Raw genomic sequence first — 16,058 nt, 5'->3', positions numbered from 1 at the left:
ATGCGCCGCCTGCTGACGCTGTTCAATCTGCGCGATGCGCGTCGCTACTACGACGAGGGCGTCTGGACGTCGGACACTCTCTACTCCCGCGTCTTGCATCACGCCTCGACACGCCCGGACGAATACGCCTTGCGCGATGCCACCGTGCGCATCACCTGGCGCGAGCTGCTGCAGTGGGCGGATGCCGTCGCGGAGCAGTTGCTGCAAGCGGGATTGCGCGCGGGAGAACGGGTGGCGGTCTGGATGCCGTCGCGGGCGGAATCCATGGTCATGCTCGCGGCCTGTGCCCGCAACGGATACGTGAGCGTTCCGTCGCTGCACCAGAACTACACGGCCGTGGAGATCCTGGACCTGCTGGACCGCACCCGCGCATCTGCCCTGGTCGTTCAACCGGGCTACGGTGCCGATTCGAACCGCCGCGACGTGATTCCCCAGGCGGCGAACCTCGATCACATGAAGGCCGTGCTCACTGTCGGCGCTTCGCATCCGGCGGGGACGCCCCTGGTCACGCACGAATCCGGCTTGCGGCCGTCGGTTCCGGCGGACGACGACCCGGACCGTGTGATCTACATCGCGTTCACCTCCGGGACCACGGGCGCGCCGAAGGGCGTGATGCACTCGCACAATACGCTGCTTTCCAACGGACGTTCGCTGTCGGAAGCATGGGGTATCGATCACCGGACGGTGCTGCTGTCGCTGAGCCCCATGAGCCACCACATCGGGACCGTGGCCGTCGAACAGATGCTCGCGACCGGGTGCGAGTTCGTGGTGAACGACCTGCGCGCCGGAAAGAAGCTTCTGGACGTCGTCGTCGATTCGGGGGCGACCTACGTCATGGGCGTGCCCACCCACGGCATGGACCTGCTCGCGCATCTGAAGGCGCGGGAACAGAACAGGCTGGGGAGTGTGAAGCTCTTCTACATGGCTGGAGCGCCCATTCCGAGTGAGGTCGCGCGCAGTTTTCTGGACATGGGCGTGACGCCGCAGAACATCTACGGCATGACCGAGAACGGCTCCCACCAGTTCACCATTCCTGCCGACGACCCGAAGACGATCGTGGAGACATGCGGCCACGCCGCCCGCGGCTTCGAGACACGCATCTTCGACCAGAACGATCCCGACATCGAACTGGGCGTGCATCGGGTCGGCGAGATTGCGACCCGGGGGCCTCTCCTGATGCTGGGGTACTTCGACAACCAGCTCACGACCGAGGCCTCGTTCAACAGGGACGGCTGGTTTCTGTCAGGCGACCTGGGCGAGCTCGACGAGCGCGGATGTCTGCGGATCGTGGGGAGAAAGAAGGACCTCATCATCCGCGGCGGACACAACATCCACCCGGCGCGCATCGAGGATCTCGCTCACCGCCACCCGCTCGTGATGAAAGCCGCCGCGTTCGGCGTGGCCGACGACCGCCTGGGCGAGAAGGTGTGCCTTGCGGTGATCCTGCGCGGCATCGACAACGTCTCCGGCGATGCAATGCTGGACCATCTCCACCAGGCGGGGCTGTCCAGGTACGACATGCCCGAGTACTTCGCAGTGCTGGATGCCTTCCCGCTGACGCCCAGCGGAAAGATCCTCAAGCGGGAACTGATCGAGTGGACGAAGTCCGGCCGCATCGAACCGAAGCCCGTCCGATTCACCCGAATCCCGATAGGATCGTCATGGCCATCGAACTGTCGCGCGTGGATGAGTTCGCGGTGATCCGCCTCAACCGGCCCGAGGCGCTGAACGCCCTCTCGTTCCCGCTCATCCGAGACCTTGCCGCCGCCATCGACGAGGCGAGCTGCAGCGATGCCCGCGCGCTGCTGTTCATTGGCGCGGGCGAGAAGGCGTTCTGCGCCGGTGCGGACATCAAGGAACTGACCCACCGCAGCCTGGTAGCGCAGCGCGAGGGTGCCCGGGCGGGACAGGAAGCGTTCGCGAGACTGGACCGCCTGCCGATGCCTTCGGTGGCGATCATCAACGGCTTTGCGTTCGGCGGCGGTCTGGAACTCGCGCTCGCCTGCACTTTCCGGCTTGCCACGGCCAACGCGAAGATGGGACTCCCGGAAATCAAGCTGGGCCTCATCCCAGGTTATGGCGGCACGCAACGGCTGCCTCGCGCGATCGGCGAGGCCCGGGCACTCGAGATGATCCTGACCGGCAAGTTCATCGATGCCGCCACGGCCGCCTCGTGGGGCCTCGTCTCCAGGGTGGTGGACGGCGATGCCCTTGCCGCCGGCATGTCGTTCGCGCGGGAGTTTTCCGGCTACAGCCTGCCGGTGCTGCGCTTCGCCCGTGAGGCCGTCCAGCGCGCCCTGGATGTGCCCGTCCACGAAGGGCTCAAGATCGAGGCCGATCTGTCCACGCTGGCCTACAACACGCGCGATGCGGCCGAAGGCATGGCGGCATTCGTCGAGAAGCGCAAACCGCGGTTCGTCGACGGGTGAGCGCGGGATGAAAGTGTTCGAACGTCTCGATGCAGCTCTGCCGGTGTCCGGCGATGAGCGCATGTTGCTCGACAGTGTCCGGGCCCTGTGCACGAAGGTGATCGCGCCCAACGCCGCTCGTTACGACGAGGCGGCCGTTTTCCCGCAGGACAGCGTCCGCGCCATCCACGAACTGGGGCTCAACGCCATGTTCGTACCGGAGCAGTACGGGGGCGTGCCCCAGTCCTACTGCGCGTACCTCGCCTGTGTGCGGGAAATCAGCAAGGCGTGCGCGTCGACGGGGATCATCTGGGCGACCACGTTCCACGGCATGAAGCCCGTGATCGAGTTCGGCACGGAAGAGCAGAAGTGCCGCTGGCTGCCGCGCATCGCCGCAGGCGCGCTCGGAGCGCTCGCCATCACCGAACCGCACGCGGGGTCGGACGCCACCGGCATGCGCACGCGCTTCCGCCCCGAAGGGGACGAGATCGTGATCGACGGCGGAAAGACGTTCATCTCCAATGGCGACGTGGCGGATCTCATCCTGCTCTTCGGCAAGTGGGAAGGCGTCGACGATCCGAAGAAGGCCATCTCGGTTCTCGTTCTGGAGAAAGGAACGCCCGGCCTGTCGGTCACCCGCGTCGAAGACAAGATGGGACATCGTGCCGCGACGACCGCGAGCCTGGCGTTCGACGGCTGCAGGGTCCCGCGCGCGAATCTGCTGGGCAATCCCGGCGACGGCCTGCCCATCCTGTTCGCGTCGCTGAATCGCTCGCGTCCCAGCGTGGCCGCGCACGCGCTGGGGATCGCGCGCGCGGCGTTCGAGGATGCCGTCGCCTACATCAACGAACGAAAACAGTCCGGCCGGCACATCATCGAGTTCCAGGGCATCCAGTTCCTTCTCGCCGACCTGGCCACCGAACTGGCCCAATGCGAAGCGTGGCTGTGGCACGTGGGCCGGATGGTGGACGGCGGCGCGGAGGATTTCGGCGTGGAAGCCTCGATGCTCAAGATGCGCGCATCCGATCTGGCCATGCGCATCGCCACCGAGGCCGTCCAGCTCCACGGCGGTTACGGCTACTGCAAGGACTATCGCGTGGAGCGGCTCATGCGCGATGCCAAGATCACCCAGATCTGGGAAGGCACGAATCAGATCCACCGCCAGTTGATCGGCCGCAGCTTCGTGCGGAGATGAATCCGGTGGCGCCCTCGTCAGGAGATCCGATGAAAGACATTCGAACCGTGGGCGTCGCCGGCTGCGGCACCATGGGTGCCGGCATCGCCATCGTCTCGGCGCGCGCCGGCTTTCGCACGATCGTGTACGACACACGGGCCGACGCGCTGGAACGGGCGCGCGGCCAGAGCGAGGCGTTCTTCCGCAAGTCGGTCGAGCGCGGCAAGCTGGAGGCGGCGAAGTTGCCGGGCATCCTGGACAATCTCGTCATGACGGCCGACATGGAAGCGCTCGCACAGGCCGACATCGTGATCGAGGCGGTGTTCGAGGACCTCGCGGTCAAGCACGCGCTGTTCGCGCGGCTGAACGCGCTGTGCCCGCCGCAGACGTTGTTCGCTTCCAACACTTCGACCATCTCCATCACCGAGATCGCGGGCGGGTCGGGGCGCGACGACCGCTTTGTCGGCATGCACTTCTGCCTGCCGGCGCAGCTCATGAAGCTCGTGGAGATGTCGCCAGGGCTCAACACGGCGCAGGAGACGTTCGAGCGGGCGTGGCAGTTCTGCAAGGCCCTGGGCCAGAACCCGGTGCGCACCCAGGACACGCCCGGCTTCATCCTCAATTACTTCCTGATCCCGTTCAACAACGACGCGATCCGTCTGGTGGAGCAGGGCGTCGCCGAACCGGAGGACATCGACAAGGCATTGAAGACGGCCATGGGCTATGCGATGGGGCCGTTCGAACTGCTGGATCTGGTGGGCATGGACACGCAATTGCTGCTGTGCGAAGCCATGCACGGACTGACGCACGAACCGCGGGCGGCGTGTCCTGCGCTGGTCAAGCGGATGATCGCGGCCGGCCGGCTCGGCAGGAAGACCGGGCGTGGCTTCCACTCGTATCGTGACACCCGGATGTTCGGAGCGTGACATGGCCTATGTCGTGACCGATACCGGCGCAAGCCGGTCCTTTCCCGCATCGCATCCGTTCATCCAGGGTTCGTCGTTGCAGGGGGAGATCGCCGTGCTCATCGGCGAGGGCGCGGGAGCGGCTTTCGCGGCGTTGCGCGACGCGGATCGCTACGAAGCGGTGCTGATCGAACTGGGCACGGAATGTCTCGGCGTGCACACGGGTGAGCGTGCCGGGGGGGAAGGTGGAAACGTGCTGGGCTTCGCTCGCTACCGGCTCGGTGAGTCGCCGCCCACGAATCTCGTGGAACTGGTGAAACAGCCCGGGACGCGCGCGGGATCGCTGGAGGCCGCGAAGGGACTGCTGGAGGCAGCGGGGTTCGTCGTGTCGGTGTGCAACGATTTTCCCGGGCGCATCCTCGATCGCCTTCTGCGTCCGTACTTCAATGCCGTGCTGCGCCGGCTGGATGAGAAGCTCGCCACGGCGGAAGATCTCGACACGACGCTGCGACTCGGGCTCGGTTATCCGGAAGGACCGGTGTCGTTGCTGGAGCGCACGGGGCTTGCCGCGCATCACGACGTCACCCGCGCATTGTACGAATCGCTGGCGGACAGTGCCTTTGCGCCGGCCCGGCGCGCCATCGTGGCGAAGGCGTGGGAGGGCAAGCCGTGAAGCGGCCCCTCGAAGGTGTGAAGGTGCTCGATTTCAGCACGCTGCTGCCGGGGCCCGTCTGCACGCTCGTGCTCGCCGAAGCTGGCGCCGAGGTGCTGAAAGTCGAACGCCCCGGCACGGGCGACGAAATGCGGACGTACTCCCCGAAGTCCGGGGCCGACAGCGCGAACTTCGCATTGCTGAATCGCGGCAAGCGTTCGCTTGCCATCGATCTGAAGGCGCCCGGCGCCGTGGATCGCATCCTGGGACTCGTTCGGGAGGCGGACGTCGTCGTGGAGCAGTTCCGTCCCGGCGTGATGGATCGGCTGGGTCTGGGCTACGAGGCGATGAAGGCCGTGAACCCGCGCATCGTCTATTGCGCGATCACCGGCTATGGGCAGGACGGACCTCGCGCGGACGAGGCCGCGCACGATCTCAACTACCAGGCGCAGTCCGGCATGCTCTCGCTGTCCGCCGGTGCCGACGGTTCGCCCGTGGTGCCTCCGGCGCTCGTGGCCGACATTGCCGGGGGTGCGTACCCTGCCGTGATCAACATCCTGCTCGCGCTGCGGTCGCGCGATATCAACGGTACCGGATGCAAGCTCGATGTTTCCATGAGCGACAACCTGTTCACGTTTCTCTACTGGGCCTTGAGCGAAGGCGAAACGACGGGCCGATTCCCCGGCCCCGCGACGGGGCTGGTGGCCGGTGCGAGTGCGCGATATCAGATCTATCGGACACAGGACGGGAGGTTCCTGGCGGCGGCGCCGCTCGAGCAGAGGTTCTGGCTCAACTTCTGCCGCGTGATCGGATTGCCCGAAGCCTTGGCGGACGACGCACGGGATTGCGCAGCAACGAAGGCGGCGGTCGCAGAACGCATCGCGTCACGGTCGGCGGAAGACTGGCGCAAAGCGTTCGAAGGCGTGGATGCGTGCTGTTGCCTCGTGAACAGCATGGAGGAGGCGGTGAACGATCCGCACTTTCGTGCGCGAGGTCTGTTCGACAGGCGGGTGACGACGGACGCGGGAACGTTGACGGCCATGCCGGTGCCGGTGGCCGAAGAGTTCCGTGACGCGGCATCCACCGCCGGCTATCCCCGTCTGGGGCAGGACGACGACGCGCCGGGTCCATGAGAGCAGTCATCGTTCGCGACCACGGGCCTGTCGATGCGCAGCGTGTCGAGACCGTGGACGATCCGGTTCCCGGCCCCGGAGAGGTCCTGATCGGCGTCCGCGCCGCGGGGCTCAACTACCCCGACGTCCTCGTCATCGAGGGGAAGTACCAATGGCTGCCGCCGCGGCCGTTTTCTCCCGGGAAGGAATTGGCAGGAGTGGTGCTGTCCACCGGACCGGGCGTGACCACCTGCAAGGAAGGCGATCGGGTGATGGCACTCGTCGAATTCGGGGCATACGCGGAGAGAGTGGCCGTCCCCCAGGCGCAGTGCTTCGTGATGCCGGAGGCGATGAGCTTCGAAGAGGGCGCCGCCATGGGTCTCGCATACCAGACGGCGTGGTTCGCGCTGACCGATCGCGCGAACGTTCAGCCCGGGGAGTCGGTGCTGGTGACCGGTGCCGCAGGCGGTGTGGGCACCGCGTGTGTCCAGGTGGCGCATGCCATGGGCGCGCATGCGATCGGGGGCATCTCCAATCCCGAGCGTGCGGACCTGGTGCAGCGCTGCGGCGCGAAGAGTGTCGTCGATCTTTCTGTGCCGGATCTTCGGGAGAGCCTCCGTGCGCAGCTGCGCGCGCTCACGGCAGGGCATGGCGTCGACGTCGTGCTGGATACGGTCGGCGGCGCGGTCTTCGACGCCGCCTTGCGAGCGCTCGCCTGGCGGGGGCGCATGGTCGTGATCGGCTTTGCGTCGGGCCGGATTCCGGAGGTGAAGGCCAACTATCTGCTCGTGAAGAACGTCGCCGTCAGCGGTCTGCAGGTGAGCGACTACCGGGATCGCGATCCGGCGTGGATGCGGCGCGCCCAGGCGGAACTGTTCGATCACTACATCGCAGGCCGTCTGCGGCCCGTGGTGACCGCGCGGCTGCCGCTCGAGGCTTTCGCGGAAGGGCTCGCGTCCTTCGGGCGGCGCGGGGTGGCAGGCAAGACCGTTCTGGTGATGGATGAGGACTGACGGTGACTTCGGAGACGCAACGCGGAGCCCGTGCGTTGGGAGTGCGTGGGATTGTCATGGCGAGTGCACATGACGCATCCGAACGACAGGAAGCGTGGTGTCATGGAACGGTTCCCGAAGGCTGCGAATCGATGCGTGTCCGGACCACTGCCGTTCTTGCCGGAGCATAAAGACAGTCGGGGCACGCGCCGTTATCCTCGGTAGAAATGCCACAGGATGATCTGTCCATGACCCGCCTGCGCTGTGTTGTCTATGTGAGTACCGCCACCCGGTTGATGTCGGAGGAAGACCTGGAATTGCTGCTGCGCGATGCCCGCGCCTTCAACGAGAGTGTCGGCATCACCGGAATCCTTCTCTACAACGACGGCACCTTCTTCCAGTACTTCGAAGGCCCGGAGGACGCAGTGGAGCGCGTATACGACAGGATCCGCGCGAGCCACGCCCACAAGGACCTCACGGAGCTTCTCAGGGCGGCGATACCCATGCGGCTGTTCGGATCGTGGACGATGGGTTTCACCCATCCTCCCGCATCTCAGCTCCTCATGCTCATGAACTGGAAATGGCGCCGCGATGCCGAGCGCCTCCAGCAGTCGCCGTCGTGCGCCTCCGAAGGTCTGGAACTCCTGCGCAACTTCTGGGCGACGGCTCAGCGGGCTGCCTGAGCCGAAGCGGTATCTGCGTGGGGGCGCCGCAACGCCCGGCATCCCGGGTGTGACCTCGGCGTGCCGTCCTGAGATAATCCCCGGGCGAAGTCAGCCGGGCAGTCGCTGCATGTTCATGCATGCAGAGGAAAGTCCGGGCACCGAAGGGCAGGATGCCGGCTAACGGCCGGGCGTCGCAAGGCGACGGAAAGTGCAACAGAAAGATACCGCCTCGAATCCGCGGCCGGGCGCATCCTCGATGCGCGACAGGTCCGCCTCACGAAGGGAAGTGCTTCGACGGATTCCGGGCAAGGGTGAAATAGTGCCGGGCATCGAAGGATGTCCGGGCGGCGCAACGAGGCGCGCCGTCGGTAAGAGCGCACTCCTCCGGCGGTAACGACCGGAGGCGGCAAACCCCATCCGGTGCAAGACCAAATAGGGGGGCGATGACGTGGCCCGCGTCGCTCCCGGGTAGGTTGCTAGAGGCCGCGAGCAATCGCGGTCCCAGAGGAATGACTGCTCAGGGGCGCAAGCCCTGGACAGAACCCGGCTTACAGGCTGACTTCGCTTTTCTCCCTCCACGAGACCCTTCCGGTTTCGCCGCTATTCCCGTCTCTGCGGACCCAAATCTTACGTATCACGTGAGATTTATCTTGTAACTTCATAAATTCGTTGATTTGTTGTCCAAAGGCGACGCAGTTTTCGAACTTCCCTTCTTAAGTCTTTGTAGTACCGAAAAAAAGTCCTCAAGTCATCCTTGACCGGGTCGATTCTTTGCAATACAGTGGGAAAAAGTTGGTGAAAGTGGGTTTTTCTGCAATTTCGGGTCTGAAACAGGCATGGATGCGGTCTTTCAGGGTGCGGCAGAGCTGAGTCTCGATGCAAAGGGGCGTCTTGCGATCCCCACGAAGCATCGCGATGGCTCGCAGTCGAGCTCAGATCGTAAGTTGGTGCTAACCGCGCATCCTCATCGGTGCCTGCTGCTGTATCCCGCGGATGCCTGGACGCCGAACCGGACGCGGATCATGGGGTTCTCGAGCTTCGATCCCCAGTCCGCGCTGTGGAAGCGCCTGCTGGTGGGTTACGCGGAAGAAATGGAGCTCGACGCCGCGGGGCGCGTGCTCATCTCGCCGGCGTTGCGCAAATTCGCGGGCATCGAGCGGCAGGTCATGATGGTCGGGCAGGGCTCCCACTTCGAGATCTGGGATGTGGCGGCCTGGGAAGCGCAGCTCGCGCGGCTGGATGGGGAGTCGAACGCGCTGCCCGCGGGACTGGAGAACTTTTCGTTGTGACGGCGGAGCTCGAGGCCGGGCGCGTGTTCGGTCACGCGCCGGTGCTCGGCGCGGAAGTGGTGGTGGCGCTGGCCGTGAAGATCGACGGTCTTTACGTCGATGCGACGTTCGGGCGGGGCGGTCACAGCCGGCTGCTGCTGGCGGCACTGGGGCCCCAGGGAAGGCTGGTCGCGCTGGACCGCGACCCGGCAGCGATCGAGGCGGCTGCGCAGATCGGCGATCCGCGCTTTCTCTGCCGCCACAGCCGTCTGAGTCAGTTGGCCGGGACGCTGGACGAGTTGGAAGTGGGACGCGTGGATGGCGTGCTGATGGATCTGGGCGTGTCGTCCCCGCAGCTGGATGACCCGGCGCGAGGTTTCAGCTTTCGCCGGGATGGTCCGCTGGACATGCGGATGGACCCGCAGAGCGGTGAGCCGGCTTCGGAATGGCTGGCGCGGGCGCAGGAATCGGAAATTGCGGAGGTCATCTGGCGTTATGGCGAAGAACGGTTTGCTAAACAGATTGCAAGAGCGGTTGTTGCGGCTCGGTCCAGACACCCTGTCCGCACGACCCGGCAACTTGCCGCGATCGTGGCAAGTGCCGTCCGGACGCGCGAGCCAGGCCAGGATCCGGCGACGCGTACCTTCCAGGCTCTACGGATTCACGTCAATCAGGAGCTTGCGGAACTGGAGATAGCTCTGCCCGCCGCGATGGGGCGGCTGGCAGCGGGAGGGCGGCTGGCGGTGATCAGCTTTCATTCATTGGAGGACAGGATCGTGAAAACGGCGATGCGCGACGCTTCGTCCGGGCCGCGCCTGCCTCGCCACCTGCCCGTGCGGGCCGCCGATCTGCCCGCGCCGTCCATGCGTCTCGTCGGCAAGCCTGTCCGGGCCGGCGCCGACGAGATCGCCGTCAATCCCCGCGCGCGAAGCGCCATTCTGCGGGTCGCCGAAAAGACATGACCCGCCTCAATTTTGTCCTTCTCTTCGTCGCCGTGGCCTGCTCGCTGGGAGCGATCACGGCCCAGCATCGCGCGCGGGTGCTGTTCGTGGACCTCGAAAAGGAAGTGACGGCCGCCCGCCGCCTCGAAGACGACTGGGGACGGCTGCAACTCGAGCAGAGCACGTGGGCCATGCACCAGCGGATCGAACTGGTGGCCTCGAAACGATTGCAGATGCGGGTTCCGCCGGCGGCGCGCGTGCGCATCATCGAAACGCCCGGCCCCGTGGCGCAGGCTTCGCGATGAGTCCCGATTCCCATCCTCACCTGTCGCTCAAGCTGCCCGTCTGGCGTACCCGGCTGGTGCTCGCCTTCATGGTGTTTGCGTTCTTCGGGCTGGGTTTGCGCGCTGTCGTCCTGCAGGGCATGCAGACGGACGAACTGCAGGCGCAGGGCGCGATGCGCTACGGCCGCCTGCTGGAGATGCCTGCACACCGGGGAATGATCACCGACCGCAATGGCGAGCCTCTGGCGGTATCGACCCCTGTGGAGTCCGTCGCGTTCGGCCCGTCCAAGTTCCCCGTCGAGCCCGAGCAGCGCGCGCAGCTCGCGCGTCTGCTGGAGATGGATCGCAGCGAACTCGAGCACCGCATCGAGACCGGTCACAAGAGCTTCGTCTATCTCAAGCGGCACCTGCCGCCCGAGCAGGCTGCGCGTGTGATGCAGCTGGGCATCCCCGGTGTGTTCACTCAGCGCGAGCATCGCCGCTACTACCCTGCAGGTGACGTGATGGCCCATGTGCTGGGCTTCACCGACGTGGACGATCAGGGGCGCGAAGGGCTGGAGCTCGCGTTCCAGGAGTGGCTTGCCGGCCGACCGGGCAGCCGCCGCGTGATCCAGGACCGGCGCGGACGCGTGATCGAGGACGTCGAGAGTGTCCGCGCACCTCGCCAGGGACGGGACCTCGCGCTGTCGATCGATCTCAAGCTCCAGTATCTCGCTTACCGTGAACTGAAGAACGCCGTCTCCGTGCATCGTGCCAAGGCCGGCAGCATCGTCGTGCTGGATGTCACGACGGGAGAGGTGCTGGCGCTGGCGAACGCACCGACCTACAACCCCAACAACCGGGCACGTTACGACACCGACCGGGCACGCAACCGGGCACTGGTGGACCTTTTCGAACCGGGATCGACGCTCAAGCCCTTCACCGTGGCCGCTGCGCTCGAGTCCGGACAGTACCGGCCCGATTCCGTCATCGAGACCGCCGGCGGTGCGCTCACGCTCGCCGGACATACCATCCGCGACGCGCACCCGGGCGGCAATCTCACCGTGTCGCAGGTGATCCAGAAGTCCTCCAATGTCGGAACGGCGCGCATGGCGCTGTCGCTGCCCTCGAAGAACATCTGGGACGTGCTGTCCGAATCGGGCTTCGGCACCGTGCCCCGCGTCGGGTTTCCGGGAGAGGCCGGCGGCCGCTTGAGGGACCCGCGCAACTGGCGCCCCATCGAGCAGGCGACGATGAGCTATGGCCACGGCATCTCCGTGAGCCTGGTGCAGCTCGCCCGTGCCTACACGATCTTCTGCGGCAACGGCGAACTCGTTCCGCTCTCGCTCGTGAAGAGGGGCGAGCAGCCGCCGAGCGTGCCAGTCATCTCGGCACCGACCGCTCATGCGTTGCGGGACATGCTGCAACTCGTGACGCAGCCCGGGGGTACGGCGCCGCGCGCCCAGATCGCGGGGTATCGCGTCGCCGGAAAGACGGGCACCGCCCACAAGCTCGTCAACGGTGCGTATGCGGCAGATCGCTACGCGTCGTCGTTCGTCGGATTCGCCCCCGCCACGCATCCGCGGCTGGTCGTGGCCGTCCTCATCGACGAGCCCAGCGCGGGCCAGTACTACGGCGGACAGGTGGCCGCACCGGTGGCCGCAGCGGTGCTGTCGGGCGCGTTGCGCGTGCTGTCCGTACCGCCCGACCTGCCCGTGCCGCGCACGCCGCTGCCGGAAACGCTCGACGACATTGCGGAGGAAGTATGACGGCCGAGCGCTTCGATCCCTGGGTGCTCGAATCGCTCGGGGTGCCGCTCGGTTCCGTGTCCATCGACAGCCGGACCGTGGCAACGGGCGATCTGTTCCTCGCCTTTCCGGGCGAGCGCGCCGACGGGCGGTCGTTCATCGGGCATGCGCTCGCGCACGGCGCTCGTGCCGTTCTGTACGACGCCGAAGACTTCGAGTGGGACCCCGCCTGGAACGTCCCGCACGCCGCAGTCGCCGGTCTGCGTTCGGTGGCCGGCGAGATCGCCGCCCATGTGAACGGACATCCCGCGCGCCGGCTGTGGATCGCCGGCGTGACCGGCACCAACGGCAAGACCTCCTGCAGTCACTGGATCGCGCAGTCGCTGCAGCGGTGCGGCCGGCCGGCCGCGATCGTGGGCACGCTGGGCAGCGGATTTCCGGGCCGTCTCGATCCCGCCACGCACACCACGCCCGATCCAGTCACGCTCCAGCGCCAGTTGCGCGGCTTCGTGGAGGATGGAGCACAGGCCGTCGCGATGGAAGTGTCGTCGCACGCGCTGGAACAGGGCCGAGTGAGCGGCGTGCGATTCCAGACGGCGCTCTTCACCAATCTCACGCGCGATCACCTCGACTACCACGGCGACATGATCGCCTACGGCGAGGCGAAGGCGCGGCTCTTCCGCTGGCCCGATCTCGCGAACGCAGTGATCAATCTCGACGATCAGTTCGGCCGCGAACTGGTGGACCGTGTCGACCGCACCCGCGTGCGCATACTCACGTACGGCATCGGCCACGGCGACATCGCCGGCCACGACGTGAAACTCTCCACGCGCGGACTCGACCTGCAGATCCGCACCCCCTGGGGCGATGCGGCGCTGCGCAGCCGTCTCATCGGCGGTTTCAACGTGAGCAATCTGCTGGGCACGCTCGGCGTGCTGCTGACCGCGGACCTTTCGCTGCAGGATTCCATCGATGCGCTTTCCGAAGTCGGACCGGTGGCCGGCCGCCTCGACATCCTGCGCATCCCCGGCCAGCCGCTCGTCGTCGTGGACTATGCCCACACGCCCGACGCCCCTGGAAAAGGTCCTGGAGACCCTGCGGGAGCTGGTCGGCCATGACGGTGGCGCGCGGCTCGTGTGCGTGTTCGGTTGCGGGGGCGACCGCGATCCGGGCAAGCGGCCGCTGATGGGCGAGATCGCCACGCGGCTCGCGGATGTCGTGATCGTGACGAGCGACAACCCGCGTTCGGAGGATCCGCGGGCCATCGTGTCGCAGATCGCCGCGGGTGCCGGCCCCAATCACGAGGCGGAGGTCGACCGCGCCGCCGCCATCGCACGTGCCCTGCACATCTCCCGCGCGGGCGATGTCGTGCTCATTGCCGGCAAGGGACACGAAACCTATCAGGAGATCGGGGGCGAGCGGTTTCCCTTCAACGATCTCGAAGTGGCGCGCGGACTCCTCGAGGCGGGCAGCGGTGTTTGATCTCTCCGAACCTTCCGCGTTCATCGGCGCCCGGCACCAGGGCCCCGACAGCCGGGTCCTCGCCGTGACCACGGACAGCCGTGCGATCCGCAGGGGCGATCTGTTCGTCGCCCTCAAGGGTGAACGCTTCGATGGCCATGCGTTCGTCGACGCTGCGCTCGCCGCGGGGGCAGCCGGGGCTGTCGTCAGCAACCCCGCGAGTGTGGCCACTCACGAGGCGCCGCTGCTGGTGGTGCCTGATACGCGCATCGCGCTGGGAGAGCTCGGCGCATGGTGGCGCGACCGGTTCGACATTCCGGTCGTGGGCGTGACCGGCAGCAACGGCAAGACCAGCGTGAAGGAGATGATCGCGGCCATCCTGCGCCAGCACGCGGGTGCCGACGGCGTGCTGGCGACCGAGGGCAATCTGAACAACGACATCGGGCTCCCCCTCATGCTGCTGCGGCTGCGGGCCCAACATCGATACGCCATCTTCGAGATGGGCATGAACCATCTGGGCGAGATCTCCTACCTGACGGCGCTTGCGCGGCCCACCGTGGCGGTCATCAACAACGCGGGTGTCGCCCACATCGGCGAACTCGGTTCGCGCGAGAACATCGCCCGTGCGAAGGGCGAGATTCTCGAAGGGCTCGAAACCGCGGGCACGCGTGTGCTGAATGCCGACGACGACTTCTACCCCTACTGGGCGGGGCTGCGCACCGACACGCGCCTGGTCCGCTTCGGCGTGGGACACCCGGCCGACGTGTCGGCCACGTACGAACTCACCAACGGCGGCAGTCTGCTCACACTGCAGACGCCCTCCGGGCCTTCGATCGCGCGCCTGCACGTGCCCGGGCTCCACAACGTTCGCAACGCCCTCGCGGCCGCGGCCGTGGCCTGCGTCCTTGGAATTCCCGCGGCGACCATCGCGCGGGGCCTCAGCGCGTATCAGGGCGTCAAGGGCCGGCTGCAATCCAAGATCGGTCCCGGTGGAAGCGTCGTCGTCGACGACACGTACAACGCCAACCCGGACTCCATGAAGGCGGCGATCGCCTGGCTCGCGCAGGCCCACGGCAAGCGGATGCTCGTCATGGGCGACATGGGCGAACTGGGACCCGATGCGGCGGCAATGCACGCCGATGTGGGTCTCTTCGCGAGAACGCAGGGCATCGACCGCCTCTACGCGCTGGGCGAGACGAGCCGGCGCAGCGTCGAGGCGTTCGGCGCCGAAGGCAGGCACTACGACGACGTCGAATCTCTCGTGCGGGACGTTGCCGGTGCGTGCGACAACGACACGACCGTGCTGGTGAAGGGATCGCGCTTCATGAAGATGGAGCGCGTCGTCGATGCCCTGGTCGGGGGCACGACCACCGTGGGTGAACACTGATGCTGCTCGCACTGGCCAACTGGCTCGCGCACGACGTCCGCGCTTTCGGCGTCCTCAACTACCTCACGCTGCGCGCGGTGTTCGCCACGATGACGGCGCTGATCATCTCCTTCATCGTCGGCCCCACGATGATCCGCAAGCTGACCGCCTACAAGATCGGGCAGGCGGTACGCGACGACGGTCCGCAGACCCATCTCACCAAGGCCGGCACGCCCACCATGGGCGGGGCGCTGATCCTGGTGGCGATCGCGGCGACCACGCTGTTGTGGGCCGACCTTTCCAACCGGCTGGTCTGGGTGGTGCTGATCGTCACGCTCGGCTTCGGCATCGTCGGCTGGGTGGACGACTACCGGAAGGTCGTGCACCGCAATCCGAAGGGGTTGCCCGCGCGCTGGAAATACTTCTGGCAGTCGGTCATCGGCCTGGCGGCCGCCATCTATCTCAACTACTCGTCCATGCCGGGGCAGACCGAATTCATCGTGCCCTTCTTCAAGTTCGTGGCCTACCCGATGGGCGCCCTGGGCTTCATCGTGCTGTCCTACTTCGTCATCGTCGGCACGTCCAACGCCGTCAATCTGACCGACGGGCTGGACGGTCTCGCGATCCTGCCCACCGTCATGGTCGGAAGCGCCCTGGGCATCTTCGCTTACGTGGCCGGCAATGCCGTCTTCTCGAAGTACCTCGGCTTTCCGCACATTCCCGGGGCCGGCGAACTCACCGTGTTCTGCGCGGCGCTGGCGGGCGCCGGACTCGGATTTCTCTGGTTCAACGCCTATCCGGCCGAGGTCTTCATGGGGGACGTGGGCGCGCTCGCGCTGGGAGCGGCACTCGGCACCGTCGCCATCATCGTCCGGCAGGAGATCGTGCTGTTCATCATGGGCGGGGTCTTCGTGGTGGAGACGCTGTCCGTGATGCTGCAGGTCGGCTCGTACAAGCTCACCGGCAAACGCATCTTCCGCATGGCGCCGCTGCACCACCACTACGAATTGAAGGGATGGAAGGAGAACCAGGTGGTGGTCCGTTTCTGGATCATCACGATGCTCCTCGTGCTGTTCGGCCTTTCGACCCTCAAGTTGCGCTGA

The 16,058-nt window shown here is 66.3% G+C and carries 14 protein-coding genes, 1 other RNA gene and 1 pseudogene; all 16 read left to right on the top strand.

The genetic code is table 11. The features are described from left to right. The 16 genes and pseudogenes from IPK20_25575 to IPK20_25500 all read left to right on the top strand — a co-directional run bounded on the left by IPK20_25575 (nucleotide 1) and on the right by IPK20_25500 (nucleotide 16,058). The gene (locus tag IPK20_25575; GenBank protein ID MBK8019725.1) at nucleotides 1-1,701 is read left to right on the top strand and encodes an acyl--CoA ligase; all 1,701 of its coding nucleotides are present in this window, start codon (nucleotides 1-3) and stop codon (nucleotides 1,699-1,701) included. Continuing rightward, nucleotides 1,662-2,429 (top strand): enoyl-CoA hydratase/isomerase family protein, encoded by a 768-nt coding sequence (locus IPK20_25570; protein MBK8019724.1) that lies wholly within the window; start codon nucleotides 1,662-1,664, stop codon nucleotides 2,427-2,429. The genes IPK20_25575 and IPK20_25570 overlap by 40 nt, the downstream gene beginning before the upstream one ends. A gap of 7 nt (nucleotides 2,430-2,436) precedes the next feature. Further along, nucleotides 2,437-3,603, top strand: a complete 1,167-nt coding sequence (locus tag IPK20_25565) for an acyl-CoA dehydrogenase family protein (protein ID MBK8019723.1) — start codon at nucleotides 2,437-2,439, stop codon at nucleotides 3,601-3,603. Between the two features lie 29 nt (nucleotides 3,604-3,632). Next, entirely contained in the window at nucleotides 3,633-4,508 is an 876-nt protein-coding gene (locus IPK20_25560; protein ID MBK8019722.1) for a 3-hydroxyacyl-CoA dehydrogenase family protein, read from the top strand. Between the two features lies 1 nt (nucleotide 4,509). Then, entirely contained in the window at nucleotides 4,510-5,160 is a 651-nt protein-coding gene (locus IPK20_25555) for a 3-hydroxyacyl-CoA dehydrogenase (protein ID MBK8019721.1), read from the top strand. Next, entirely contained in the window at nucleotides 5,157-6,272 is a 1,116-nt protein-coding gene (locus tag IPK20_25550) for a CoA transferase (GenBank protein MBK8019720.1), read from the top strand. The genes IPK20_25555 and IPK20_25550 overlap by 4 nt, the downstream gene beginning before the upstream one ends. Next, nucleotides 6,269-7,264 (top strand): NADPH:quinone oxidoreductase family protein, encoded by a 996-nt coding sequence (locus IPK20_25545; protein ID MBK8019719.1) that lies wholly within the window; start codon nucleotides 6,269-6,271, stop codon nucleotides 7,262-7,264. The genes IPK20_25550 and IPK20_25545 overlap by 4 nt, the downstream gene beginning before the upstream one ends. Before the next feature lie 227 nt (nucleotides 7,265-7,491). After that, a complete protein-coding gene (locus IPK20_25540; GenBank protein MBK8019718.1) occupies nucleotides 7,492-7,926 on the top strand; it encodes a BLUF domain-containing protein in 435 nt (144 codons plus the stop codon). 86 nt (nucleotides 7,927-8,012) lie between these two features. Continuing rightward, nucleotides 8,013-8,475, top strand: an RNA gene (gene rnpB, locus IPK20_25535) — RNase P RNA component class A. Between the two features lie 269 nt (nucleotides 8,476-8,744). Next, on the top strand, nucleotides 8,745-9,197 hold the full coding sequence (mraZ, locus tag IPK20_25530) for a division/cell wall cluster transcriptional repressor MraZ (GenBank protein ID MBK8019717.1): 453 nt from the start codon (nucleotides 8,745-8,747) through the stop codon (nucleotides 9,195-9,197). A gap of 23 nt (nucleotides 9,198-9,220) precedes the next feature. After that, nucleotides 9,221-10,138, top strand: a complete 918-nt coding sequence (rsmH, locus tag IPK20_25525; protein MBK8019716.1) for a 16S rRNA (cytosine(1402)-N(4))-methyltransferase RsmH — start codon at nucleotides 9,221-9,223, stop codon at nucleotides 10,136-10,138. Next, the gene (ftsL, locus tag IPK20_25520) at nucleotides 10,135-10,422 is read left to right on the top strand and encodes a cell division protein FtsL (protein MBK8019715.1); all 288 of its coding nucleotides are present in this window, start codon (nucleotides 10,135-10,137) and stop codon (nucleotides 10,420-10,422) included. The genes rsmH and ftsL overlap by 4 nt, the downstream gene beginning before the upstream one ends. Beyond that, entirely contained in the window at nucleotides 10,419-12,149 is a 1,731-nt protein-coding gene (locus tag IPK20_25515; GenBank protein MBK8019714.1) for a penicillin-binding protein 2, read from the top strand. The genes ftsL and IPK20_25515 overlap by 4 nt, the downstream gene beginning before the upstream one ends. Continuing rightward, nucleotides 12,146-13,610 (top strand): annotated as a pseudogene (locus tag IPK20_25510) (UDP-N-acetylmuramoyl-L-alanyl-D-glutamate--2,6-diaminopimelate ligase). Before IPK20_25515 ends, IPK20_25510 begins: the two are co-directional and overlap by 4 nt. After that, nucleotides 13,603-14,976: a UDP-N-acetylmuramoyl-tripeptide--D-alanyl-D-alanine ligase gene (locus IPK20_25505; GenBank protein MBK8019713.1), complete on the top strand. Its 1,374-nt coding sequence runs from the start codon at nucleotides 13,603-13,605 to the stop codon at nucleotides 14,974-14,976. The pseudogene IPK20_25510 and the gene IPK20_25505 overlap by 8 nt, the downstream one beginning before the upstream one ends. Next, on the top strand, nucleotides 14,976-16,058 hold the full coding sequence (locus IPK20_25500) for a phospho-N-acetylmuramoyl-pentapeptide-transferase (GenBank protein MBK8019712.1): 1,083 nt from the start codon (nucleotides 14,976-14,978) through the stop codon (nucleotides 16,056-16,058). The genes IPK20_25505 and IPK20_25500 overlap by 1 nt, the downstream gene beginning before the upstream one ends.

It is taken from the genome of Betaproteobacteria bacterium, assembly GCA_016713305.1.
Taxonomy (GTDB): Bacteria; Pseudomonadota; Gammaproteobacteria; order Burkholderiales.
This window is presented reverse-complemented; position numbering and strand designations above follow the sequence as displayed.